Annotated in this window: 19 protein-coding genes; 12 read left to right on the forward strand and 7 right to left on the reverse strand. The window is 37.2% G+C overall.

Features of this window, described 5'->3' with window-relative positions; genetic code table 11:
• Positions 1–7: 7 nt before the first annotated feature.
• From HPT25_RS13075 to HPT25_RS13085, 3 genes are all read left to right on the forward strand, one after another.
• Positions 8–1,606: a response regulator gene (locus tag HPT25_RS13075; protein ID WP_173064732.1), complete on the forward strand. Its 1,599-nt coding sequence runs from the start codon at positions 8–10 to the stop codon at positions 1,604–1,606.
• A 57-nt stretch (positions 1,607–1,663) separates the two neighbouring features.
• Entirely contained in the window at positions 1,664–3,169 is a 1,506-nt protein-coding gene (locus HPT25_RS13080; protein WP_173064735.1) for an ABC transporter substrate-binding protein, read from the forward strand.
• A 1,205-nt stretch (positions 3,170–4,374) separates the two neighbouring features.
• Entirely contained in the window at positions 4,375–7,062 is a 2,688-nt protein-coding gene (locus HPT25_RS13085) for a beta-glucosidase (RefSeq protein ID WP_173064738.1), read from the forward strand.
• Between the two features lie 102 nt (positions 7,063–7,164).
• Here HPT25_RS13085 and HPT25_RS13090 read toward each other — a convergent pair whose 3' ends face one another.
• The 3 genes from HPT25_RS13090 to HPT25_RS13100 form a co-directional block, all read right to left on the reverse strand.
• Positions 7,165–7,419 (reverse strand): biotin/lipoyl attachment domain-containing protein, encoded by a 255-nt coding sequence (locus tag HPT25_RS13090; protein ID WP_173064741.1) that lies wholly within the window; start codon positions 7,417–7,419, stop codon positions 7,165–7,167.
• A gap of 243 nt (positions 7,420–7,662) precedes the next feature.
• The gene (locus HPT25_RS29050) at positions 7,663–8,244 is read right to left on the reverse strand and encodes an ATP-binding protein (protein WP_173064744.1); all 582 of its coding nucleotides are present in this window, start codon (positions 8,242–8,244) and stop codon (positions 7,663–7,665) included.
• 222 nt (positions 8,245–8,466) lie between these two features.
• Complete coding sequence (locus HPT25_RS13100; RefSeq protein WP_173064747.1) at positions 8,467–9,048, reverse strand: hypothetical protein; 582 nt, start codon at positions 9,046–9,048, stop codon at positions 8,467–8,469.
• A gap of 211 nt (positions 9,049–9,259) precedes the next feature.
• Between HPT25_RS13100 and HPT25_RS13105 the strand changes: the two genes are divergently transcribed.
• Positions 9,260–9,928 (forward strand): phosphatase PAP2 family protein, encoded by a 669-nt coding sequence (locus HPT25_RS13105; protein ID WP_173064750.1) that lies wholly within the window; start codon positions 9,260–9,262, stop codon positions 9,926–9,928.
• 175 nt (positions 9,929–10,103) lie between these two features.
• Positions 10,104–11,261 (forward strand): MGDG synthase family glycosyltransferase, encoded by a 1,158-nt coding sequence (locus HPT25_RS13110; RefSeq protein WP_173064753.1) that lies wholly within the window; start codon positions 10,104–10,106, stop codon positions 11,259–11,261.
• A gap of 264 nt (positions 11,262–11,525) precedes the next feature.
• On the opposite strand, the gene HPT25_RS13115 is transcribed toward HPT25_RS13110, so the two are convergent.
• Positions 11,526–12,281, reverse strand: a complete 756-nt coding sequence (locus tag HPT25_RS13115; protein WP_246277187.1) for a DUF4405 domain-containing protein — start codon at positions 12,279–12,281, stop codon at positions 11,526–11,528.
• A 400-nt stretch (positions 12,282–12,681) separates the two neighbouring features.
• Here HPT25_RS13115 and HPT25_RS13120 point away from each other — a divergent pair, with 400 nt between their 5' ends.
• From HPT25_RS13120 to ribD, 7 genes are all read left to right on the forward strand, one after another.
• Complete coding sequence (locus tag HPT25_RS13120; RefSeq protein ID WP_173064756.1) at positions 12,682–13,056, forward strand: YisL family protein; 375 nt, start codon at positions 12,682–12,684, stop codon at positions 13,054–13,056.
• Positions 13,057–13,263: 207 nt separating this feature from the next.
• The gene (locus tag HPT25_RS13125) at positions 13,264–14,448 is read left to right on the forward strand and encodes a sulfite reductase subunit alpha (RefSeq protein ID WP_173071112.1); all 1,185 of its coding nucleotides are present in this window, start codon (positions 13,264–13,266) and stop codon (positions 14,446–14,448) included.
• A gap of 673 nt (positions 14,449–15,121) precedes the next feature.
• Positions 15,122–16,645, forward strand: a complete 1,524-nt coding sequence (locus HPT25_RS13130; RefSeq protein WP_446685734.1) for a bifunctional metallophosphatase/5'-nucleotidase — start codon at positions 15,122–15,124, stop codon at positions 16,643–16,645.
• A 325-nt stretch (positions 16,646–16,970) separates the two neighbouring features.
• Positions 16,971–17,663 (forward strand): CoA transferase subunit A, encoded by a 693-nt coding sequence (locus HPT25_RS13135; RefSeq protein ID WP_281368190.1) that lies wholly within the window; start codon positions 16,971–16,973, stop codon positions 17,661–17,663.
• Positions 17,663–18,322, forward strand: a complete 660-nt coding sequence (locus HPT25_RS13140; protein ID WP_173064765.1) for a 3-oxoacid CoA-transferase subunit B — start codon at positions 17,663–17,665, stop codon at positions 18,320–18,322. Before HPT25_RS13135 ends, HPT25_RS13140 begins: the two co-directional genes overlap by 1 nt.
• A gap of 197 nt (positions 18,323–18,519) precedes the next feature.
• Complete coding sequence (locus HPT25_RS13145; RefSeq protein WP_173064768.1) at positions 18,520–19,275, forward strand: GTP cyclohydrolase II; 756 nt, start codon at positions 18,520–18,522, stop codon at positions 19,273–19,275.
• Complete coding sequence (ribD, locus tag HPT25_RS13150; RefSeq protein WP_173064771.1) at positions 19,268–20,362, forward strand: bifunctional diaminohydroxyphosphoribosylaminopyrimidine deaminase/5-amino-6-(5-phosphoribosylamino)uracil reductase RibD; 1,095 nt, start codon at positions 19,268–19,270, stop codon at positions 20,360–20,362. The genes HPT25_RS13145 and ribD overlap by 8 nt, the downstream gene beginning before the upstream one ends.
• A 192-nt stretch (positions 20,363–20,554) precedes the next feature.
• Here the strand turns inward: ribD and HPT25_RS13155 are convergent, their stop codons facing one another.
• The 3 genes from HPT25_RS13155 to HPT25_RS13165 form a co-directional block, all read right to left on the reverse strand.
• Positions 20,555–22,336, reverse strand: a complete 1,782-nt coding sequence (locus HPT25_RS13155) for an ABC transporter ATP-binding protein (RefSeq protein ID WP_173064773.1) — start codon at positions 22,334–22,336, stop codon at positions 20,555–20,557.
• A 95-nt stretch (positions 22,337–22,431) separates the two neighbouring features.
• A complete protein-coding gene (ald, locus tag HPT25_RS13160; protein ID WP_173064776.1) occupies positions 22,432–23,568 on the reverse strand; it encodes an alanine dehydrogenase in 1,137 nt (378 codons plus the stop codon).
• Positions 23,569–23,723: 155 nt separating this feature from the next.
• Positions 23,724–24,965 carry a PucR family transcriptional regulator gene (locus HPT25_RS13165; protein ID WP_173064779.1) on the reverse strand — a complete coding sequence of 414 codons (1,242 nt, stop codon included), beginning with the start codon at positions 24,963–24,965 and terminating at the stop codon, positions 23,724–23,726.
• Between the last annotated feature and the right edge of the window lie 196 nt (positions 24,966–25,161).

The following is a 25,161-nucleotide window of genomic DNA, read 5'->3' on the forward strand; positions in this document are numbered from 1 at the left end:
TTGAAAAATGCTTCATTTGCTGATTGTGGATGATGAGATTCATGCAGTTGCAGGAATCGTATCGGCCTTAGAATGGATGAACTATCAAATTTCTTCTATTTTTACTGCGAATAGTATGCGCCAAGCGAAAGAAATCTTTCTTAAAAATAAAATCGATATCATGATCTGTGATATAGAAATGCCGAATGGGAGCGGATTAGACTTATTAAACTGGGTTAAGGAAAGTTCTCCTCAAACACAAGCTATCTTTTTAACCTGTCATGCAGAATTTCCACTTATAAAAAAAGCCATGCAATTAGGAAGTCTAGACTATTTGTTGAAACCTGCTACTACTGAAGAACTGGATGCAGCCATTTGTCATGCAATCAGACAAATTACCAAACAAAATGAGATGATGAAAGATAACGAACTTGCAAAATATTGGGTACAGAATAAATCAATCATTATTGAACGTTTTTGGCTGGATATTCTAAATCAAAACATCCCATCAGTACTAGAGGACATCCAAAAAAGTGCAGAGGAACGAAACATAAACCACCAGCTGGATCAGACATTTTTACCGATACTGATCTGTTCCAAAAAAAGAAATAAGGACTTAAATCTACGAGACAAGAAAATAGTAGAATATGCATTATGGAAATTAGCAAATGAGACGTTTGTTGGCAATCAAAAAATTGGGCATGTTGTAAAATGGGATGAAAGCAGAATACTTGTCATTGTTGAACACGCAAATGTAAATGAATACTCTTCTTTTATAAAAACATGCAATACATACATACAATATTTCCTCCAATATTTTAAGTTGGATGTAACCTGTTATATTGGAAAGTACGTTCACATTCATCAGGTTGCTGAAATGGCCGGGGAATTAAAGAATCTTGAAAAGAATCATGTAGATTCTGTAAATAAAGTTTTGGTATATGGTCTTTTTACAAGAGAACCTTTAGAGAACAAAGTTCCAAATATGATGATATGGGCTGAAATGTTGAAACAAGGGTCAGTAAAAAAAGTGCTGGATGAAAGCATGGAATATTTGAATAATTTGGCGAGAAATCGATCTATGGATGCGACATTTTTACATCAGTTTTACCAGGATTTTTTACAGATGTTCTATTATGTTCTGAAAGTGAAAGGAATTTTTGCTCATCAACTTTTTATAGATAGTAAGTCAGTAGAGATGTCTATACAGGCAACGGAATCATTAAATGGTTTAATAGAATGGATGCAATACATGGTTAAAAAGGCGACTGGGTACGTCAAAACACTAGAAGAATCTCGATCAGTTGTATTACAAGTTCAGACTTATATCCGGCAAAACTTAGAGCATAACTTGTCTCGTGAAGAAATTGCCAATCTTGTACACCTTAATCCAGATTATCTAAATCGTATTTTCAAGAAAGAAACAGGATATACAGTTTCTGAATTTATAACAAATGAAAGAATAGGATTAGCGAAACAATTATTAACGAATACAGATTTATCAATTACCACCGTCGCAGCTTCCGTTGGGTTCACCTTGCCATATTTTTCGAAAATATTTAAGAAGTTTACGAATGAAACGCCTTTGGAATACCGTGAACATAAGGATTTGCGAGTTATAAGTTAACCATCAAGACTCCCGCCCTTAATAAGCAATATTTCGAAAGAACATTGGGGGATTCCTATGAAAAAAAGTGTGTGGTTTGTATGGATCATGGTGAGTTTCATCGCTCTAAATACTGCATGTAGTTCGAAAGTAACAGGAGACTTTGAAACAAAGGAAAAGACACAAAAACATCTAGATGACGTTATTAATGTGGCTTTCCCGATCTTTGACAGTGTACCAAAGGACATGCCGGAAGTTGAAGCTGCACTTAACCAAATTACAGAAAGAAAAATTCATGCAAAAGTAAAGCTGCTTCCAATTAATTTTGGCATATGGATACAAAAGACAAACCTAATGCTGACTAGTGATGAGGACCTTGATTTACTTGTTGTGGCAGGGTCATCAAATTACAACGACCTAGTTGAGAAGGAGCAGCTGCTTCCAATAGATGGTATACTTCAAAAATATGGTAGGGATATTTTAAACTCAATGGATCTAGCCTATCTAAATGCATGTAAAATCCATGGGCAAATCTATGGAGTTCCCTCTATAAGAGATTTAGCAGCTGATTATGGGATTACGATGCGAAAAGATTTACTAGATAAGTATCATTTGAATATTAGGAATATTCATACATTAGATGATGTTGAGTTTCTCTTGAAAACCATACATGCAAAAGAACCAGATATTGCACCAATTATGCCAGCGGCAATATCCTTTGTAGACACTTATTTCCAATCTACTTTTGATCCATTAGGAGACTCAATTGGAGTACTTCCGAACTTTGATAATCAGTTAATAGTGGTTGATCTCTACGAAACACCAGAATATGCTGCATTTTTAAATAGAATCAGAAAGTGGTATACCTCTGGGTTTGTTTTAAAAGATGCGGCAACAACCAAGGAAAGCCGATACAATTTAGTAAATGGGAATCGTGTTTTTTCTTATACAGCTTATATGAAACCTGGTTATCAAGAACAAGAGACTAGAAGCTCCGGTTTACCAATGATTGCTGTCAATCTTACAAAACCAGTGGCAACAACTAGTAATGTAACAAATTTCTTGTGGTCCATACCACGTAAATCAAGATCCCCGAAAAAAACAATGGAATTTCTTAATTTGATGTACTCGGACAAAAACATTGTGAATTTATTGGACTGGGGGATTGAAGGAAAAGATTTTGTTAAACTTTCAGATCATGTGATTGATTATCCTCCAGGCGTATCCCCGACAAATGTTGGCTATAATTTAGACGAAGCTTGGCTTTTTGGCAACGAATTTCTGTCATATGTCTTTAACGGTGATAATGAGAACATTTGGAACCAATTAAAGGATTTTAATCGTACCGCCTACAAGTCGAAGGCACTAGGATTTACGTTTGATCCTTCGAGCGTAAAAACAGAGGAAACTGCGGTAGCCAATATAATCAGTCAATATAAGCCCGGTCTGGAAACAGGCACATTGGACCCAGCAAATAAATTGCCAGAATTTATTTCGAAGATAAAAGCAGCCGGCATTGACAAGATCATTAAAGAAAAGCAGACTCAACTAGATGCATGGGCAGCTGCCAAACAAGCAAAATAATTAATGAAGGCCAAAACTCGATCTTGGATTCTGGAAATTGTTCTTCATCTGCGATATGAAGGCCAAAACTCGATCTTGGATTCCGGAAATTGTTCTTCATCAGCGTAATGAAGGCCAAAACTCGATCTTGGATTCTGGAAAGTGTTCTTCATCTGCGATATGAAGGCCAAAACTCGATCTTGGATTCTGGAAATTGTTCTTCATCTGCGATATGAAGGCCAAAACTCGATCGTGGATTCTGGAAATTGTTCTTCATCAGCGTAATGAAGGCCAAAACTCGATCTTGGATTCTGGAAATTGTTCTTCATCAGCGATATGAAGGCCAAAACTCGATCGTGGATTCTGGAAATTGTTCTTCATCTGCGATATGAAGGCCAAAACTCGATCGTGGATTCTGGAAATTGGTCTTCATCAGCGATATGAAGGCCAAAACTCGTTCGTGGATTCTGGAAATTGGTCTTCATCAGTGTTATGAAGGCCAAAACTCGATCTTTAATCCCAGGAAATGTCCTTCATTCCCTCTATAAAGGACAAAACCCAATCTTGATTTCTAAAAAATGTCCTTCATTTAGGGTTGAGCTGGTCAGGTTTAGCCATATAAGGAAGCGCACCGTTTATTACTCAAGTATCGTATTCAAACACCAGAACCCCGAATGTTGAAACTAAAGTAATAGTTCTTAAAAACGCCTTTGGAGTACGTTCATTCTCAGTTATCTTAATTGCCATAAAAATATTCTCCCCCACATTTTTATCAATTACTTCCGAGTCATTTATGTATGATTCTTAGGAGCTACTAAGGATCAATAACAAATATTTTTTATAAAATGGAGTGAACTATTTTGAGACAGAAAATACCAAACGGTTCGTGATTTATATAATCATATGATGATAGAAACGGAATAAAAAGGTATCTTATAAAATAGTAAATTCGAACAGCCTCCACTGACACCCATACGTGCTTTGGAGGCTGTTTAGTTTTTAATCGATAAACTAGTCGAGAATGGATAATCAATAAGTCGATATCGGATAAGAGAAAAAAATAGTTCTCCATTAAAATGGTGATAGCGGTTACAAAAAACTTTATTGGGAAAGTGTTAGCCGAATTTCTACTTTTCATTAGGATCAGGAGGTGCTAAAGGTAGAGAGCGAATTTAGTTAAAAGCTTATATTGTGTTCTTGTTAACATTGAATGGAGGGGAAATGGAATGAAAAAGAGAATGAAAAAAAGAATGAAAAAACGTGGCCTTAGTGCAGCATTAGTCACCACTAGTCTAATACTTGCACCATTATTTTCGATAGCACCTTCGATGGCTTCCACAGCTAAAGCTGATACCACTCAAACGATTCAAAGTATGCCTTGGATGAACGCAAATCAAAGTGTAACGCAAAGAGTGAATGAACTTTTAGGCGCTATGACTCTAGATGATAAAATCACCCTTCTTCACGGTACTGGGATGGAAGGAGCCTATGCCGGACATATTGCAGCTAATCCTCGATTAGGTATCCCTGATGTGAATCTTGCGGATGGAGGAGAAGGGGTTGGAAATGGAGCTACCGGTGTAACCCAGTTACCAGCACCTATTTCTTTAAGTTCAAACTGGGATTCGACTGAAGCACGCCATTACGGAACGGTTATCGGTGTAGAAGATAAAGGAAAAAGCGTCAATGTGGACCTAGGGCCAAATGTCAATATTATGCGTAGCGGATTAAATGGGCGTACATTTGAGTCATATGGAGAAGACCCTTACCTAAACGGTGCTACAGGTGTTCAATATATTAAGGGTGTACAAAGCCAAGGCGTCGTTGCAGATGTTAAGCACTATGCTGGAAACAATCAAGAGACCAATCGGATGACTGAAAATGACACAATTGATACACGGACACTTCATGAAATCTATTTACCTGCATTTGAAGCTGCCGTCAAAGATGGCCATGTAGGGTCTGTCATGGCAGCTTATAACAAAGTAAATGGTCAATATTCAAGTGAAAATAATTATTTACTAAATGACGTTTTGAAGAATCAGTGGAAATTTAAAGGATTTGTTGTGTCAGATTGGGGTGCTACACACAGCACTGTTGATGCAGCAAATAATGGACTTGATTTAAATATGCCAGGCGGTGGTAACGGGGGCTTTTTCGGAGTGGATTACTTTGATGCTCCGCTAAAGACTGCAGTAAAAGATGGACTGGTCAGCATGAAAACAATTGATGATCATGTCAGCCGCATTTTAAGAGAAATGTTTCAGTTTGGAATGTTTGATCATCCAAATACTGCACCACAATCAGTTGTAACAAATAAAGAACATGCACAGGTTGCCTTAAAAGTCGCAGAAAATGGAACTGTATTGCTGAAGGATGACAAAAACATCCTTCCATTAAAACAAAAAAAATCCATAGCAGTCATTGGACAATCGTCCTCGGCAAATCCAATGAGTGTAGGAGGAGGTAGCGCAACCGTTAATGCGAATTATGTTGTAACACCACTTCAAGGAATTTCAAAACGTGCAGGTGAACATGTTACAGTGAACTCTGCTATAGGTACGCTTCCTCCAACTACTTCGTTACCAGCTATTTCTAAAGATTATTTTACAAAGGGAGTCCAGATTCAGTATTACAATTCAAGTGATCTGACTGGTAATCCAGTATCAACTATTACAGCCGCCAATATAAATTCAACCGGCTTAAGTGGTTGGGGATTTGGCCAAAAACCACAAGGGGTAACAGGTACATCGTGGTCTGCAAAATTATCAGGTACTTATACACCTAGCAAGAGTGGAGAGTTTACTTTCCAAGTGTCTGATCGCGGATTTATGGGGATCACTGGAAGCAGATTGCTTGTAAATGGACAATTGGTAATCAATAACTGGGATGGAAAGGCTCCAAATTCTACTGGTACAGTGAAACTTTCCGCTGGACAACCAGTACAAATTGAGGTTGATTATACTACTACTGATGCCCTATTTAATTCACTGCAATTAGGTGGAATGCAAGGAAGCAACAATTCATATATTGATGAAGCTGTCCTGGCAGCAAAAAAATCAGAAGTTGCCATCGTGTTTGCAAATGACTATGAATCAGAGGGTAGTGACCGCTCCAACTACGAATTACCAGGTGCTCAAGATCAATTAATTGATGCAGTCGCTAAAGCTAATTCGAATACAATTGTCGTTCTAAATACAGGAGGCCCCGTTTTAATGCCATGGTTAGATAAGGTAAAAGGTGTAGTGGAAGCATGGTATCCTGGACAGGAAGATGGTAACGCGATTGCTTCCATATTGTTTGGGGATGTAAATCCTTCAGGGCATTTGCCAATGACATTCCCTGCAAATGCACAGGATGTGCCGGCAAATCCAACTTCCGATTTGCAAGTTAACTACACTGAAGGTTTAAATGTTGGCTATCGATGGTATGAAGCGAACAATAAGCAACCGCTTTTCCCATTCGGATATGGTCTATCATACACCACCTTTAAGTTTGACCATCTGAAAGTAACACCAGTAACGACAACTGACTGGAGTACTCAAAAAAATATAGGGGAAGTTCGTGTTAGTGTGAATGTTACTAATACAGGTTCGCGTGCTGGATATGCGGTACCGCAGCTTTATGTGCAAGATCCAGCAATTGTAAACGAACCTTCAAAACAACTGAAGGATTTCCAAAAAGTCTTCTTGAATCCAGGAGAGACTAAGAAAGTAACATTCAAACTGAACCCTCGTTCATTCGCGATATGGGATACACAAAAAAATAATTGGTCAATTATTGATGGTACCTACAAAATTATGGTAGGCACATCTTCTCAAGATATTGCTGCCCAACATCCATTACACATCCACCAAGCAAATAACGAAAAAATTTCCAATGAAATGGCTTTATGGGATCCACTAAATAAATAATATTTCACCCTCGGCACCACCGACAAAGCAAGTTTAGTAAGTCAAAAAAAAGCTGCAATGATTTCTCTAATGAAATCATGCAGCTTTTTTAACTAATAATTATTAATCAGACCCAGTAATCAGTAAATCATCTTTAATAACGGCTAATACAGTTTGAGGGCCAACCATTTCGCCAACATTGACATGTAAAGATTTTATATGTCCGCTAACCCCAATAGCAACCTCTTCCACCGAACCATTGTTTCCTTTAATTAACAAAAGTTTCTCCCATTCATATACGTGAGTATTTTCTTTAATATAAACTCTTTCGACAGTGCCTGCACAAGGACTATAAATTGGCTCTTCTACTGTAATCAAAACGTTTTCCACTCCTTCTCATTTTGTATTTTTCATTTTACTTTGATGCAAATATTATGCCAATTCTAAAAATTCAAAACGAATAAGCAATTTCAATCCTCGTGCAAAATAAATATGCATTTTTAAAGTGAATATGCCAAAAAATTTTTCCGTTCTAATAGCAAAAAAGCAAAAATATTTTGCTTAAAATAAAAAAATCCCCCTTATGAAGGAGATTTTAACTTTAAAGGGCGATCACATTTATTATTTTTTTGGATAACAGATGATAAAGCAAACCTGCCCATTGCGATTTTCCACCTTAATGCTTCCATGATAAAAATGAACGATTTTATTAGAAATACTTAAACCCAGCCCGAAGTTTCCCTTCTCCCCTTTATAGAGGGATTTAAAGATTTGATTTAAATCTTTTTCGGCGATTAATGGACCGTCATTCTTAATTTCAATTACCCAGTACCTGTCTGAACCCTTTAAGGAAACCTGGACTGAATGTTTGGCATACCTTAGTTGATTTTCCAAAATATTTTCAATTGAAACCCGAATGCGATCAGGGTTTCCTAACATGATGGCTGGTCGCGATTTAATATCGCTGACATAAAAATTGACCGGCGTCAGGGAATTATGCTCCTTAATCGCCTTAATGAGCTGATATCCATCAATATCCGGAAGCATAATATCTAATACCCAGAGATCAGGCATGTCAGGAATTTTTTGAAGGGCAGATTCACCGTTAAAGAAAGAGATCACATGGTACCCTTCTTTTTCTAAATATTTTTTAAGTAAATGATTGAGATGTCCTTCATCCTCAACCAGATAGATTGTTACCATAGTGCCAACCACCTTAATCTTCTTACTGAAATGGGAATGATAAGATAAGCATAATATGATCTTCGGTGTTTTTTCAAAATAAAAATACATTTAATCCTTTTTGCGGCTATCCATGAGTATAGAAGATAATTGCCGCTGAATTTTCGAAGAAATATGTGAAAATTATGTGATGACTATTTTAAATGAAAAACCCCCCCAACAGACCTGGAGGGTTATGGTAATTTAGATAAGGTAAATATGTACGAGTGCAAGAATGCCAAAAACTAAAGCGGCAATCATATGCTGCTTTTTTGACTGTTTATTTCGCTTGGTTTTGCGCTGAGAATAATGATACAAACCTAAAAATGCTAAAACGTCTAATGCCAAAAAGGAAGCAATCCCAGTATAAAAGTTTAGAGTATTGTCGTGTTCTCGTGGTCCCATATTTATATTCGTATTTCTAAATAGAAAGAAATAAAGTCCATGTATGAAAGCAATAACAACTGTGATTACTCCAAGAAAAATATGATGCTTTTGCAGGAGCATATACAATTGACGCAGCCACTCTTTAAACGGGCTATTTTTGAGTTTTACCATGACAATTCTAATTAGCCAATACACTGCAGCTGCGATAGAGGCAAGTTCGGCAAAGGTGCCAGCTTGCCTATTTGGCCTTTCAGCTGATCTGAATGAAAAGGATTTGCCCGCCTCTAAATTCAAAGTCTGATACAAGGCGTACCCACTGAATAATAAAAATACAATTCCTGCAATGAGTATTAAAATTGATATCCCTTTCATAACGAATCGTATTTGATTTTTGTCCACTTTTTTACTCCTATCATTGTTTATTCATTCATTATAATAAGAATTTACTTAAATGTATAAGCTTAAGCTACTTACAAGTTCATAATTAAACGGGACTTTCATCACATATTTTTCACATATTTCTATGACAATTCCTCGGAAATTCTTATCTATACTCATAACTAAAATGTACTAGCCGTAAAATATATATGTACAAGTGAAGGCCAAAGGAATGCAACAGAAAGGGAAAATAGTTGGTGCACTTTTTTTTCTGCTCACAATACCAGCACTTATGTTATTATATCCTTATTTGAATACATCAGATTGCGGGGTTCATTCATTCGTTACAAGTTTGGACAAATCCATTCCGGTTATAAAAATTTTTGTTATTCCATACACTGCCTGGGTGGGATACATCGCCTTAACATTGATCTATATATGTTTTAAAGACTATAGGCTTGCAATCAGAACAATCCTAGTTTTTGATCTGGGATTAATAATCTGTTTTATTATTTATTATTTTTTTCAAACAGAAGGCCCAGTACGCCCAGTGATTACCGGGCAGGATGTTCTTTCAAGAATGCTGCAATACATTTATTCAATTGACCATCCATATAATAGTTTTCCAAGTATACATGCCATGAGCAGTTATTTAATGATAAGATCAATAAGGAACTGTTCATGGAAAAACAAGTGGCACCAGTGGATCATAAGAATTTTCTCCACTTCCATTATTTTGGCAACCATGTTTATTAAGCAACATGTTATGATGGACGTTATTGATGCCATCTTACTGGTAGAATGTTTATTTAAGAGTGTGGAGTTTGTATATGGCTGGTTATTCTTACAAGGCAGAGCATTAAAGAATGCTGTCAAAAAACCGAGTTCATATTCGGCATAGTCATATAAAAATAAGACTATGTTAAAGAACATTGTTGATATTTAAACAATGTTGATTGGAGCGGAAAGTGAAGTGTCTTTCGCTACAATCAACAGCCAAATTTAACATTGTCAAAAATAAAAGCGAGTTAACTAATTTGATCTGCAAATAAAATTAGCAGAAAGGTTTTGATAAAATGAATAAAAAAATCCTTATTATCTCATCTGATCATACAGGTCATGGGCATAAAAGTATTGCTGAATCATTACAAGAAAAAATGAATCTCAATAAAGAAATGGAAATGCATGTAGTGGATGGTTTTGCATTAGGTGGTACAGCTTTATTAAATATTGGCAAATCCTACGCTCCAATAACTCGTTATTCTGCACAGCTATGGAATGCAATTTGGCATTTTTCTGCAATGAATTCCATTTTGGTAGATAAATTTGTGGAAGTAATGATTAGGAACAATTTTCTGTCTGTGTTGAATGAAGTAAAACCAGATTTGATTTTATCTATTCATCCAAATTTCAATGGTTCAATAATTAATATTCTGCATAAAGAAAACATTCGTATTCCGTTTGGCACACTTATTGCTGACCTAGTCAATATTTATCCATTATGGGCGGATCCAAGGGCAGATTTTATCCTTAGTCCTACAGAAGAGGCCAAGGAAAAATGTTTAGAATTTGGCGTTCCTGAGGAAAAAATCAATGTCGTTGGATTTCCTGTTCGAGAAAGATTTCATATTGATTCAGACAAACGGAGCGGCGAAGCATCGACGATGAATTTCTTAATGATGAGCGGTGGTGAAGGTGTTGGCAATATGAGTGCCATTGCCGAGGAACTTCTTAATCATTTTGATTGCACAGTAAGCATCATTGCAGGCAGAAATGAAAAATTGAAATTGGAATTGGAAACATCTTTAAAAGATCGTTTTGGTGATCGGGCTAAAATTTACGGATTTGTTAAGAACATTCAAGATTTGATGTTGTCAGCAGATATTGCGATTACAAGAGGCAGCCCGAATGTTATGTTTGAGTCAGTTGCGACAAACCTGCCAATTATTATTACAACAGCTTTACCAGGGCAGGAAAAAGATAATCCATGGTTTGCTGAAAAGCATAATTTGGGTGTTTATTGCCAACATACAGAAAATCTTATTTCTATTATTGAGGATTTATTAGACGATGATGGGAAACGGTTAGCTGCAATTAAAGAGTCACAAAGAAACTTTATAAATAAGCATGCAGCAGAAGAAATATTAAATTTTCTACAATCAGCGGAGAAAGCTGAGTATGAACCTGTGAAGAAAAAATTTGCGTTTCGTTTTGCTTTTGCACCTAATAAGTAAACCAACGTTAACAAAAAAATAGATCATGGACTTTTAGGGTGGCTTGAAGTATTTTTCAGGCCATTTTTTCTTTAGCTGATAGGAAATCTTAACTTTTCTACTTAGGCATAAGTGCAACTACGCCTCTGTCTTCACCCTAACGGGCTCGTCAGTCGGCGAGTTTTCTAATATTTGGTGGACTTCAATGAAAAATAATTGGATTAAAATTTCCAATTATTTTTTTATTGAAGTAGGCATTTTTTATTCTGCAAGGGGACGGGGTACTCAGTTTGATTTATCTTTTTTCTTCTTTCTTCCGAATAGTTTTTTCAAATAATACGTAATGATTACAAACAGAGCCATAATCCCAGTGTAGGTGGAGATAACACCAAACACATTAACGGAACCTCCGCCACCTTCGCCGTCATGCTTTATGTTAGCCCTGAAATCCTGAGCGGCATTTGAATTAGCCTGGCCATTTTGTTGATTGGATTTGGTTGTACTGTTGGCGGGCATATTTCCGTCAAATGGTTTCATGCCGTCCATGGGCTTATGAAAATCGCCGTCATTATGTCCAGCCATATTCTGTGTACTCATTCCAAACACAGATGATACACCTGATAGTTGGTTCACAAAATTGGTGCTATTTATTTCATACACCCCAAAGAGAAGGACAAGGACGGTTAGTGCTCTTGCTGCATAGCGGCCCCAAGCTGCAGAGGATTTAACCCGCCAAATCTTTCTCCATACATTCACAATCCATTGCCAGTGAAGCCCTACATGTATCCCAACTAACAATAACACTAAGAAGGAGACAGCAATATGGGTAACATGGAACCACATTTGGTTCGTAACATGGATATTTGGAAAAACAACTTTAGAAATAAGAATTCCACTTATGATGACAAAGGACATAGAAATTAATAATAAAAGATTCAAAGCGTAGCTGCCTCTTGTCCTCCAAGGTAATTTCGGGTCAAACAACTTCCGAGTAACATTTGCTACCCATTTCCAGTTCAAGAGAATATGGGTGAAATACATGACAGCAAAGACAAGTCCAGCAATTTCATGGAAAGGCTGTCCGCCTAAAACACGTTTATTAAAAAACTACACAAACAATAACGCCATTACTAAATCCAAGGCAAATTTAACATAATTTATCTTTTTCAACGAATCGTCACCTCTAATTTTAGAAATTTCTTTTACAACATAAGTTTCTCGCTTCAAGTCCTCCTCAAAGTTTTCTGATTATGAGTATAGTCAGGAATTTTCACAGAAATATCGTAGAAATATGTGAAAAGTATGTGATAGGCTGTTAAAACAGCCATAATTTTCATGAACAGGCTGGATCTTTGGACTTTTCATCATTTCATAAGCTATAATAAGCTGACTGTTTTTTGAAAAAAATTTAAAACAAAGTGAACAGGGAGGAATTTTTAATATGTCCACAAGTATACATATCACAGCATGGGCCATAGGCATTATACTGTTTCTAGTTACGTTCTTCATGTATAAAAACAAAAATCCAAAGTCGAAAATGTTACATATGATTGTACGCCTTCTGTACATCATAATTTTTATTACAGGATTTTTGCTGTTCTGGGGAGTTATGAAACAAATAAACAATCATTATCAAATGTTGTACGGGTTTAAAATGCTCGGAGGGTTATGGGTGATTGCTGCCATGGAAATCACATTGGTTAGCATCAGTAAAGGGAAGAATCCTGCAGCCGGCTGGATTCAATTTATCATTGCATTTCTTATCGTCCTGTATTTAGGCCTAAGCCTTCCATTAGGATGGTATGAATTTAAATAAAAAGTTCTTATAACAATAAAAAGTCAATCAACTAGTGTGATTGACTTTTTCGCTGATCGGGCCTTAATGGTTAGAAATTAAAAAGGACATTTTAATACCACAACGGGTCGAACTGTTGTATAGTAGTAGTGGGGAAGGGAAAACTATCTCTTTTGATAAAATAAAACTATCATTATAAAATGATTCTAAATTTTTGAGGTGAAGATGATGCAACTAACTGTAGCAAACCCTAACAATAACAAAGAGGATAAAACGGCACAAACTGCATTTTCAAGAACAAATCCGTTTCCTGCAAAAATACTTAAAAATGTTAATTTAAATGGTGATGGATCCAGTAAAGAAACAAGACATATTGAGTTTTCGTTAAAGGGTTCCGGCCTTTCTTACGTTCCTGGTGATGCCCTAGGTATTGTCCCTGCAAATGATCCGGAATTAGTTGCCTCCCTTATGGAAGAAATGAAATGGGATCCTGAAATGACCATTACAATTAATAAGCAAGGCGAAACTCTCCCATTAAAGGAAGCGCTGACAAATCATTTTGAAATAACATTATTAACCAAAAAAATTATACAACAAGCAGCTCAATTAACAGAAAACGAAGAGTTACAAAAGCTTGCATCCCCAGAAAATGTAGATCAATTGAAAGAATATATTTATGGCCGTGATTTGCTTGATTTATTACGTGATTTCGGTCCATGGAAAGCAGATGCTCAAGAGATTGTCGGATTGCTTAGAAAAATGCCGCCAAGACTCTATTCAATCGCCAGCAGTTTAAGTGCACATCCAGATGAAGTACATTTAACGATCGGTACGGTACGCTATAACTCCCACGGCCGAGACCGTAAAGGGGTTTGTTCAGTTCAATGTGCAGAGCGGAGGTTAGAAGGTGATACATTACCTGTATTCATTCAACCAAATAAGCATTTCCACCTTCCTGAATCCCATGACCAAGATATTATCATGGTCGGTCCTGGAACTGGAATTGCTCCGTTCCGTTCCTTTATCGAGGAGCGTGCAGTAAATAAAGCATCTGGTAGAAGCTGGCTGTTCTTTGGTGACCAGCATGCTGCAACAGACTTCTTATACAGAGAAGAATTGGAGCAATATCAGAAAGAAGGCGTTCTAACAAAATTAGATACAGCTTTCTCACGTGATTCAGCGCAAAAAGTATATGTACAGCACAAAATGCTGGAAAACAGCAAAGAATTATATGCCTGGCTGGAAAATGGAGCGAACTTCTATGTGTGCGGTGATAAAGAACATATGGCAAAGGATGTCCACAACGCACTAATTGAAGTAATTGCCAATGAAGGCACGATGAGCCAGGAAGATGCCGAAGCATATTTGAACAATTTGCAAAAACAAGGCCGCTATCAGCGTGATGTCTATTAATAAATCATAACAATCTTTCACAAAAGAGTGACATTGTTCCCTATGAAAAAGGAGAATAAAGTCACTCTTTTTTCTTTTTGTCTAAAGAGTATTTTACTGCATTCAGAATCGGAATAACATGTCAATATTGTGAAACTATGTTCAGGTTTATATAATTTAGTTGATTTTCGTGTAGGTAAGAAAATTCATAGGCGGAGAATTTCCGGCTAATGTATATAGAGGAAGTTTAAGAAGCAGATATTAGCGGAGATATTCCGATTAACTGCTCTTAATAAGACAAAATCCAAAGATTTGGATCATATAAAAGGAAAAACTTCCTTTATTTTCAAGGAAATAGAGGTATTTCCCAATTTAAACGGAATTTTACCGTTTATTTTTCAAACACATTGAAATCAATATTCAGCTATAACAGAGCCTTCATTTAAAGACATATTAAGAATAAGCAGTAGAGATATTTGGAAAAGGAGAAAATTTTTGCATCAATAAATTTTATGAGTATTTTTAAGTTAATATGCTTCATTTGTATCTATTTAACAGTTATTACAAATAAATCAATAAAACTTTACGCTCTCTTTATACGCATATAAAAGTCCGGAGTTATTCTATATATACATCTGGAGGGAGGGAGCGGAAGTTGGTGAAATTTCAAATCATAACTTCTTTGTGCATCTTGTTGTTTATCATTTTGGGAGTATATGAATTCAAAGCATTTTCATCGAATCAATCCACATCCAACCGTTACATTCAAGTTCAATTGTTAGGCGTTAATGATTTTCATGGACAACTAAACAGGTATCAACGGGTTTCGGGAAACCTTGCCGGTGGCGCAGAATATTTGGCGGCCTATATAAAAAAGTATAAACAAAAAAACAAAAATACTTTGCTTGTTCATGCTGGGGATATGGTAGGAGGAAGTCCGCCGATCTCTTCTCAATTTCAAGACGAACCTACAATTGAATTTTTAAATCTCCTGCACTTTGACGTGGGGACACCTGGAAATCATGAATTAGATCAAGGCGTTAATGAAATGAAGCGACTTATTTATGGAGGATTCAATAAAAAAACAGGTTATTTTCAAGGTTCCACAACCTCTTACTGTTCAGCTAATATCATCAATAAAAAAACGCATTCTCCCTTACTTCCGCCCTATGTTATAAAAAAAATTGCTGGAATTCAAATTGGATTTATTGGGGTAGTTACGACCGAGACCAACCTGTATGTGGCCCCTGAAAATCGAAAAGAAGTAGAAATAACAGATGAAGTTGCAGCGATTAACAAAACTGTTAAGCTCCTAAAGGAAAAAGGAGTCAAAGCAATCGTTGTACTTGCCCATGAATCGGCAAAATCAGACCAGACAGGAGCAAATCCTCAGGATGCTTTAGTGGAGATGGCTCCTAAAATTGATAATGAAGTGGATGTGATTTTTGCCGGTCATAGTCATGAGTATGCCAATACCGTTGTAGCTGGTAAACTCATTGTTCAAGCGTATTCCTATGGAAAAGCCTTTTCTCAAGTTAGCCTCCAAATTGACCCAAATACCAAAGATATTGTAAAAAAACAAGCAAAGATCATTATCACCTCACATGAACATATAAAACCAGATCAAGAAACGGCTTCTCTTATTGATAAATATGAAAAAAAACTGGGAAGCTATTTTAATCAAATTGTAGGAAATCTGCCTGTAGAAAAAACACGAAATCAAAATGCCAACGGAGAATCCCCATTAGGAAAAATGATTGCTGAATCTGAACGTGAAGCCATTGGGACAGCTATTGCCTTTGTCCATCAAGGAGAAATGCGGGAAAATTTAAAGAAAGGAGATATCACGATAGGAGATCTATACACAGACCTTCCTTTTGGGCACAGTGTCTGTAAAGTCATCTTAACAGGAAGTCAAATAAAACTAGTTTTAGAGCAGCAATGGAGGAAAGATCAGGAAAATGATATGCTGCAAACGGAAGGACTAACATATAATTGGAACCCCAATGCCCCAATTGGCAGTCGAATTACATTCATTAAAGATGTGAATGGGCAAAATCTTAGCCCTGACAAGAAATATGAAGTTGCAGTTAGTAATTATTTAGCTTCAGGCGGAGATAACTTCAGTGCGTTTGAAAAAGGAAGACTCGTTGAATCGGGCCCGCAAGTTGTCACTTCCGTTATGCATTATATCCAACAAAATTATCCTCGCCATTAGAGGAGGTTTTGATGGATTTGAAAAAAATGCTTATCATATTGCAACAACCCCAACAAGAACAGTTTGGGGTTATTTTTCTGGAGTTTTATTTAATCATTTTCAAACAAACCTATTCTTTTCCAATGTCATAAAATTGCCTTGATTTTAAAGCAGATATGACAGGAAATGGGATTAAAATAAAGGAAAAAGAAGTTATTTTTTGAAGTCATCTACGTTAAACATTTGTTTGCTATAAATATAATCTGGAGAATACCAAGGGGGGATGACATTTCATTATTTTTGAAAAGTAAAGCGTACACACAAGGCAGCTAGGCATTGGATGTAAATGATTGAAATGCAAATATTGGTTGTGAAGGTGGTACGTATGGCTGAAATCATAAGTATTGAAAAGGCAGTTAACTTGGTGGAAGACGGCATGACGGTCATGATTGGCGGTTTCTTGGGAGTCGGTGCACCGGAGAATTTAATTGCTGCCTTAATCGAAAAAGATGTAAAAAGTTTAACGATTATCACGAATGATACGGCCTTTCCTAATAAAGGGGCAGGAAAACTGATTGTAAACAAACAAGCAAGAAAGGTCATAGCCTCCCATATTGGGACAAATCCGGAAGCAGGAAGGCAAATGAATAGTAACGAGCTGGAAGTTACATTAATCCCACAAGGTACATTAGCTGAACAGATCAGATGTGCAGGTTCGGGGCTAGGAGGAATTCTAACTCCTACCGGTATCGGTACAGAGGTGGAAAAAGGAAAGCAAATCTTATTAGTCGAAAACCAAGAATATTTATTGGAAACGCCGATTAGGGCTGATGTAGCTTTAATCAGAGGTTCTATTGTAGACAAAGCGGGGAATGTATTCTATAACTATTCGACCAGAAATTTTAATCCCTTGATGGCCGCTGCTGCAGATCTTGTCATCGTTGGGGCAGAGAAAATAGTGGAAACGGGAGACTTGGATCCTAATATGGTTATGACTCCTGGGATCTTTGTAGATTACATTGTAGGCGGTGAGAAATAATGGATAGTAAAACTGCCAAACAAATCATCGCCAAAAGGATTGCGAAAGAATTAAAAGATGGTGATGTTGTTAATTTAGGTATAGGGATCCCGACATTAGTGGCGGATTATGTTAATCCCGATGTCAATATCATTTTCCATTCAGAAAATGGTTTTGTAGGATTGGGACCATCACCTCAACCGGGAAAAGAGCATAAAGATATCGTTAATGCCAGTGGCCAACTTGCATCGATTCAAAAAGGTGCAGCCTTTTTTGATAGCGCTTTATCATTTGGAATTATTCGCGGTGGCCATGTAGATGTAACGGTTCTTGGCGCGTTAGAAGTCGATGAAAAGGGCAATTTGGCGAATTATATCATTCCTGGAAAACTGGTTCCAGGGATGGGCGGAGCGATGGATTTAGTAACCGGAGCCAAAAAAGTGATCATCGCCATGTTGCATACGGCAAATGGAGCTCCTAAAATTCTGAAGGAGTGTAGCCTGCCATTGACAGGAAAAGGGAAGGTAGATCTAATTGTTACCGATATGGCGGTAATCGAGGTAACACCTAATGGCTTGCTTCTAAAGGAGATGGCACCAGGAGTATCACTGAAGGATATCCTAGAAAAAACAAAAGCCGATTTAATGATTAGTGAAGAATTAAATGCGACCGTAGTATAGGTTCAAAAAACAGGACGGAAATGTAATGATATCAGCTCATTATCCATTTCAGTCCTGTTTTTATTATGAGAAAAATAAAGCATAAGATTACCGCTCCTACAGTTGAATAGATATAATGATCCATATGGATTTCATTTAACCATAAGAATAATGAAATCCACTCCTGATACAAACTAAATAAAAAAGGAGGACACAGGATGTCTCAATTAAAATTTGATACAAAAATACTTTCGATATTAGAAGATAAAATCCAATTAATCAAAACGGAAAAAGGAGCTATTTATTTAGTTGGTCCGATTCGGCTTCCCGTTAATTTATATGGGGAAACAGTAATCTTTAAGTGGTATTGCTGGCTGAACTGCAATGAGGTGACAGAGGACTTTGAACGGATTATTGAGAAATTGTCCTCTGTTAACTTAGCGGAACTCCAGCAATCAAGTGTTTTAGTCTATGGCGACTTTGAATATGGGGATGATGCCATCATTAGAATGCATTCCATTTGCCATACAGGCGATATTTTTGGCAGCAAGCGCTGTGATTGCGGATACCAATTAAAACAATCAATGAAAATGATTGTAGATCACGGAACCGGGGCGTTGTTTTATTTGGCAAACCATGAAGGCAGGGGCATCGGATTATTCAGTAAAGCTATGGCCTATATCCTTCAGGAAAATGGATATGATACGGTTGAAGCAAACCAAGCACTTGGTTTTGTTGACGATTCAAGAAATTATAGTGATGCCATTCAGGTACTTAAAGCATTGCGATCCAAGCCGGTCACACTCATTACGAACAATCCGAAAAAATTGGCCGCATTGAAACATGCCGGACTCCCTGTTTCAGGAAGAGAATCATTATGGGGAGATATATCCGAATATAATGAGAAATATCTTCAAACGAAAATCAATCGGTCGGGTCATTTAAAAGATGAAGGAACATGTCCACATGACTAATCATGAATTTTATATGGATTTGGCACTTAAAACAGCCCAAGCCATGAAAGGGCAGACAGATCCAAATCCTTTAGTAGGTGCAGTTATTGTAAATGAAAACCGAATTGTTGGCATTGGTGCTCATTTAAAGGCAGGTGAGCCGCATGCAGAAATCCATGCACTAAGAATGGCAGGAGAAAAGGCAAAAGGCGGCACCATTTATGTCACACTTGAACCGTGTTCCCATCATGGAAGAACCGGCCCATGCGCTGTTGCCTTAGTCGAGGCAGGCATTAAAACGGTAGTGATTGCAACACTTGATCCAAATCCTGTCGTATCAGGAAATGGTGTCAAGATTTTAAAAGATGCCGGAATTGAAGTTGTTGTTGGAATCCGTGAACAAGAATCGCAAAGGATGAATGAGGTTTTTAATAAATTCATCGTTCAGAAAAAGCCATTTGTGACCATGAAGGCTGGTTCCACTTTGGACGGGAAAATTGCTACCCATTCATTTGATAGTAAATGGATTACCTCCGAGGGATCGAGAAGGGACGTTCACCAGCTAAGAAGTGAAAATATGGCGATCCTTGTCGGGGTCAATACGGTTATTAAAGATGACCCGGAATTGACTGCGAGAATTCCAAACGGCAGGAATCCGATTCGAATCATTTTGGATTCCACTTTAAAAATACCAATGGAATCAAAGGTTATAACAGACAAGCTTGCCGAAACATGGATTTTTACAAGCAAAAGGTATGATCCCAAAAAGAGAGAAGCATTACAGTCTCAGGGCATAAAAGTTTTTCATACAACTGGTGATGTAAAAGTTGATCCTAATGAGGTTTTGCAAATAGTAGGCGAAAATCTTATTTCCTCCGTTTTTATTGAAGGTGGGGGAACAATCCACGCTGCGTTTCTGGAAAATCAATTAATTGATAAAGTGATCTTGTATGTTGCCCCCAAATTGCTGGGAGGAAAAGATGCACCAACATTTCTTGAAGGTACTGGAGTAGATAAAATGCGGGATGCTGTGGAACTAGATAATGTAGAGGTTGAAAAAATCGGAAATGATTTTAAATTTAGCGGGTATCCATCTTATTTAAAATAGGGGGATATCATACATATTTAGAGTATTCAGATGAAATCTGGATACTCTTTTTATTATAGGATAAAAGTGAATTTTAAAGGTTTATAGTGCATTAATAAAGGGGGGAAATGTCCATTTTTCTGTTCAAGGGGCTGCATAATTATCTGCATAAAAAAGCCAAGGTTCAAATAAACAAACCCTGGCCTCCATTATCTATTCCAGACCGGCTCTCACCACGAGGTCGGAATCAGGTTGATCTAAATTTTGGATATTAAACAAATGTTCATACAATCCTTTTTGTTTCATGAGTTCCTCATGGGTTCCTGTTTCTAAGATTTTACCATCTTTAATAAAGATAATTTGATCGACGCCAGTAATCGTGGATAATCGGTGAGCAATAATAATCGTCGTTCTGTTTTTCGCTAATTTATCGAGTGATTCCTGGATCAGTGCTTCCGATTCCAAATCCAATGCCGATGTTGCTTCATCAAGTATTAAGATTCTTGGGTTTTTAAGAAAAACTCGTGCAATGGAAATTCTTTGTTTTTGGCCTCCAGATAACTTAACACCTTTTTCGCCAATTTCTGTATCATATCCATTTGGCAGATTGGTGATGAAATCATGAGCATTTGCTGCAATTGCGGCGGCTGCTACTTCTTCTTCTGATGCTTCAGGCCTTCCCAATAAAATATTTTCGCGAATCGTACCGCTGAAAAGGATGCTATCCTGAAAAACTAACCCAATATGACTTCTCAGACTTTGCTGTGTCACATCACTAATGTCAATTCCGTCGATCAAAATCTTTCCTTTTTCAGCATTATAAAAACGCGGGATCAAACTGATGAGAGACGATTTTCCGCCACCACTCATACCGACTAATGCGACCGTATTTCCAGGTGCAATTGTTAAATTAATATCTTTCAAAATCCAATCTGATTCTTGGTCATAGCGGAACCAAGTATTTTGGAAGTGAATTTCACCTGTTACATTAGTGAGCCGTGATGCATCAGGTTTATCAATGACATCATAGGGCTGATTCCACAGTTCCAATACCCGATCAAGGGAAGCCGTCGCTTGTGTTAGCAAGGTGGATGAGTTGACTAACCTGCGTAAAGGATTGTAAATCCGATCCAGGTAGCCGAAAAAGGCCACAAAGGTTCCTAAAGAAATATCGCCTGTTATGACTATATATCCCCCATAAGCAATGACTAGCAATGGGGCAATATCTGTCAACGTATTTATGATCGCATTTGTTAAAGCGTTCCATCCTGTAACAGCCATGGCCCTGCTCAGGAAACCTTTGTTCCTGATATCAAACTGATTTTGATCATAATCCTCAAGTGTAAAGCTTTTAACAACCGGCATCCCGGCAACCCTTTCATGCAAATAAGACTGGACATCTGCCAGAGCTTGGGATCGCTGCTTTGTTAATAATTTCAACCGTTTGTATAATTTTTTCACAGCGATGGCATAGAAAGGCAGAATAGCAATGGAGACGAATGTAAGCTTCACATTTAGTGTAAACATAAAAGCTAGGGCGATCATTAATGTGAACATGTCTAGCCAAATGTTCATCATTCCTGTTTCGACAAGGTTCTTTGTTTGTTCCACATCATTCATCACACGGGAAATAATCTCGCCAGTTTTATTGTTTTGATAGAACCGGAGGGACAGCCTTTGCAGATGGCTGTATAGTCCATTACGGATATCATATAATATTTTGCTCGTTATTTCTTGGGCGAAATATTGGCGGTAATATTCAACGGGATAGCGAATGATGGTAAATAGTACAAATGCACCGGCAATAACATACGTTAGCTGAAGCAGTTTATGTCCTGTTGAAATTTTAGCAAGGATAATGGAATCTACCGCATATTTCATGATCAAGGGAAGTGTTAAAGGAATCCCAAACTTTATCATCCCAATAATCAGAGTAATAAGGACAAGCTTCCAATATGGTTTAACAAACTTTGCATATAGTTTTATACTTTTCATTTTCGACCCCCGAAAAATCGTACCTTTTAATGACAGTGAATGTCAATAAAAATACCCCTCAAATCAATGATTGAGGGGGTTGTAAATATTTCCTTTTATGAAAGGGCTGAAAGTTCTTTTTCTAATGCTTTTTCAACAGTTACATATGTGTAATCAAGATCATTTGCAACAGCTTCATACGTGATTTCTCCATTTGCCACGTTCACACCAAGTTTTAATGCAGGATTTTCGGTGATGGCTTTGTAAACACCTTTATTGGCGATTTGTAATGCGTATGGGACCGTCACATTTGTTAACGCGATAGTTGATGTTCTAGGAACAGCTCCAGGCATATTGGCAACAGAGTAGTGAATGACTCCGTATTTTTCATATGTTGGATTGTCGTGAGTAGTAACATGGTCGTTTGTTTCTACAATACCGCCTTGATCTATAGCAACGTCAACAATGACAGAGCCTGGTTTCATTGATTTCACCATTTCTTCTGTTACTAGTTTTGGAGCTTTTGCGCCAGGGATAAGAACCGCACCGATTAAAAGGTCTGCTTCTTTAACCGCTTCAGCAATGTTAAATGGATTGGACATTAATGTTTTGACTTGGTTTCCGAAAATATCATCAAGTTGGCGAAGACGATCAGCACTTAAATCAATGATGGTAACGTCAGCACCTAAGCCGAAAGCCATTTTAGCTGCATTTGTACCAACAATACCACCGCCGATAATGGTTACTTTACCGCGATTCACACCTGGTACACCAGCAAGAAGAATGCCAAGGCCGCCGTTATTCTTTTGCAGAAATTGTGCGCCAATTTGCGGTGCCATGCGTCCAGCAACTTCACTCATTGGAGTTAATAGAGGCAATGTTCTATTAACAGAAACAGTTTCATAGGCAATGGCAATAACGCCTTTATCTTTAAGGGCCTGCGCCAAAGCTGGTTCTGCTGCAAGGTGTAAATAAGTAAATAAAATTAATCCTGGACGGAAATATGAATATTCACTTGTAAGTGGTTCTTTTACTTTCATAATCATATTAGATTGTGCCCAAACTTGCTCTGCGCTTTCAATAATCTGTGCACCAGCTTTTGCATAATCTTCATCAGCGAAACCGCTTCCAATTCCGGCGTTCTTTTCTACTAATACTTGATGTCCGGCATTGATTAAAGAGACTACTCCTGCAGGTGTAAGAGCTACACGATTTTCATTATTTTTAATTTCTTTAGGTACTCCAATAAACATTCCATTTCCTCCCCTTGGTTAACAACAATGAAATATTACCTATGTGTAAAAGTATAAATGGTTTTATAGCGAATTTCTTTGTTAAGAAAGGAGAAAGTGATCCTCACTTTTTGGTGAATTTCACAAAAGAGAAAAAAGGAAGCTGGATGATGTGATCAGCTTCCTTGGTATTTCTCTAATTTTAAATCAATGAAAAGGCTCATTTTTTGATTGGGGTCTTTGAAATCAACTTCGCCAATTTCGCTGATGCGCTTTATCCGGTAATTAAGGGTATTGGCATGAACATTTAATTCTTTTGCAGCCTCATGGATGTTTTGATCATTATTTAGAAAAGTCTCCAATGTTTCAACAAGATTGCTGTGGTGCTTTTGGTCATATTCATGAAGCCTTTTCAACGAATAATTTACATACGCCTCTGTTTTTCTTTTTTCCAAAAGGTGATCGAAAAATTGATAAATCCCTAGTTTTTGGTAATTAAATATTTTTGCCGTTTCGGCAGGGAATTTATCTTTTATTGATAACAATGACAATGTCTCTTCATAAGCTTTACGGATCATTTTATTATCTTGATATATACTGCTTGAGGCTGGTGTTATGTTGCGAATGCCATACCGCTCCGCCATTTTCGTTATAAATACATGGGAAAATTGGTCCAGCTCCTGAACAGGGTTCTCAATGCGTTCTGTTGAAACTAACAAAATCAATTGATTTAAGTCAATAGTGTGAAGAATAATTTTCAAACTTTGAATGGTTTTTAATAAATAGGAAATGGATTGTTCCTCTTTGGCTGTAATATTTTCTTGAAACTTAAATACCAGGATAGAGAAAGAAGCTGCAGGCGATATTTGCAAGGCATGAAAGTGCTCGATAATTTCTTCTTGATCATTTAGGTGACCGGTTAATAGCTTCCAAAAAAATTCCTGAAATCGCTCTTCTTTTTTATTTTTTCGTGTTTGTAGTTGAAGTAGTTTATTTTTTACAGCATCTGCCGCTTTTTTAAGCAAGTTGAAATCCTCATCAGTAAATGATTTGTTAATTTCTAATGCCCAAATAAACCCCAGAACTTCTTCCTGCTTCCAGATGGAAATGGCAACACGATTGCCGAGGCCAATTTCATCCATGTTTTTTACCCGAATGGGTTCTTTTGTCTTTAGCAGGGCTGGGATCGTTCCTTCCTTCCATAATTGATTTATGACCTTTTCAGGTACCCTGCGGCCAATGATAGTTGATATTCTTGCCGAATCTGTTCGTTCATCATGTGTACTATAAGCAAGCAGTCGATGGTTGGCGTCCTCGATGGTCACTGGACACATCAGCACTTGGCTGATAAGATCGGCGTATTCCTCTAAACTATCAAAAGCAGACTTAAAAGGGTCATGCAATCTATTATTCAACATATAACCTCCAATTGATAAGGAAAACTTTTATTAACACTCTTTGTTTAATTTTACAAAATAATAGGCTGATTTTCATGTTGTTCCACAAAAAAATATTGCATATACTGATCATACTGAAATAGTTTCAGGGAAATTTTAGAAATACAAATGTTCCATTTATGGGAAAAGGGGCCCTGAAAACAGTGCCGAATCGATT

It is taken from the genome of Neobacillus endophyticus, from assembly GCF_013248975.1.
GTDB classification, from domain to species: domain Bacteria; phylum Bacillota; class Bacilli; order Bacillales; family Cytobacillaceae; genus Neobacillus; species Neobacillus endophyticus.

What these genes read in the sequence shown, in the direction of transcription:
- HPT25_RS13075 (WP_173064732.1), top strand. Translation starts at nt 8, where the DNA reads ATGCTTCATTTGCTGATTGTGGATGATGAGATTCATGCAGTTGCAGGA.
- HPT25_RS13080 (WP_173064735.1), top strand. Translation starts at nt 1,664, where the DNA reads ATGAAAAAAAGTGTGTGGTTTGTATGGATCATGGTGAGTTTCATCGCT.
- HPT25_RS13085 (WP_173064738.1), top strand. Translation starts at nt 4,375, where the DNA reads ATGAAAAAGAGAATGAAAAAAAGAATGAAAAAACGTGGCCTTAGTGCA.
- HPT25_RS29050 (WP_173064744.1), bottom strand. Translation starts at nt 8,244, where the DNA reads ATGGTAACAATCTATCTGGTTGAGGATGAAGGACATCTCAATCATTTA.
- HPT25_RS13105 (WP_173064750.1), top strand. Translation starts at nt 9,260, where the DNA reads ATGCAACAGAAAGGGAAAATAGTTGGTGCACTTTTTTTTCTGCTCACA.
- HPT25_RS13110 (WP_173064753.1), top strand. Translation starts at nt 10,104, where the DNA reads ATGAATAAAAAAATCCTTATTATCTCATCTGATCATACAGGTCATGGG.
- HPT25_RS13115 (WP_246277187.1), bottom strand. Translation starts at nt 12,281, where the DNA reads ATGTATTTCACCCATATTCTCTTGAACTGGAAATGGGTAGCAAATGTT.
- HPT25_RS13120 (WP_173064756.1), top strand. Translation starts at nt 12,682, where the DNA reads ATGTCCACAAGTATACATATCACAGCATGGGCCATAGGCATTATACTG.
- HPT25_RS13125 (WP_173071112.1), top strand. Translation starts at nt 13,264, where the DNA reads ATGCAACTAACTGTAGCAAACCCTAACAATAACAAAGAGGATAAAACG.
- HPT25_RS13135 (WP_281368190.1), top strand. Translation starts at nt 16,971, where the DNA reads ATGATTGAAATGCAAATATTGGTTGTGAAGGTGGTACGTATGGCTGAA.
- HPT25_RS13140 (WP_173064765.1), top strand. Translation starts at nt 17,663, where the DNA reads ATGGATAGTAAAACTGCCAAACAAATCATCGCCAAAAGGATTGCGAAA.
- HPT25_RS13145 (WP_173064768.1), top strand. Translation starts at nt 18,520, where the DNA reads ATGTCTCAATTAAAATTTGATACAAAAATACTTTCGATATTAGAAGAT.
- ribD (WP_173064771.1), top strand. Translation starts at nt 19,268, where the DNA reads ATGACTAATCATGAATTTTATATGGATTTGGCACTTAAAACAGCCCAA.
- HPT25_RS13155 (WP_173064773.1), bottom strand. Translation starts at nt 22,336, where the DNA reads ATGAAAAGTATAAAACTATATGCAAAGTTTGTTAAACCATATTGGAAG.
- ald (WP_173064776.1), bottom strand. Translation starts at nt 23,568, where the DNA reads ATGTTTATTGGAGTACCTAAAGAAATTAAAAATAATGAAAATCGTGTA.
- HPT25_RS13165 (WP_173064779.1), bottom strand. Translation starts at nt 24,965, where the DNA reads ATGTTGAATAATAGATTGCATGACCCTTTTAAGTCTGCTTTTGATAGT.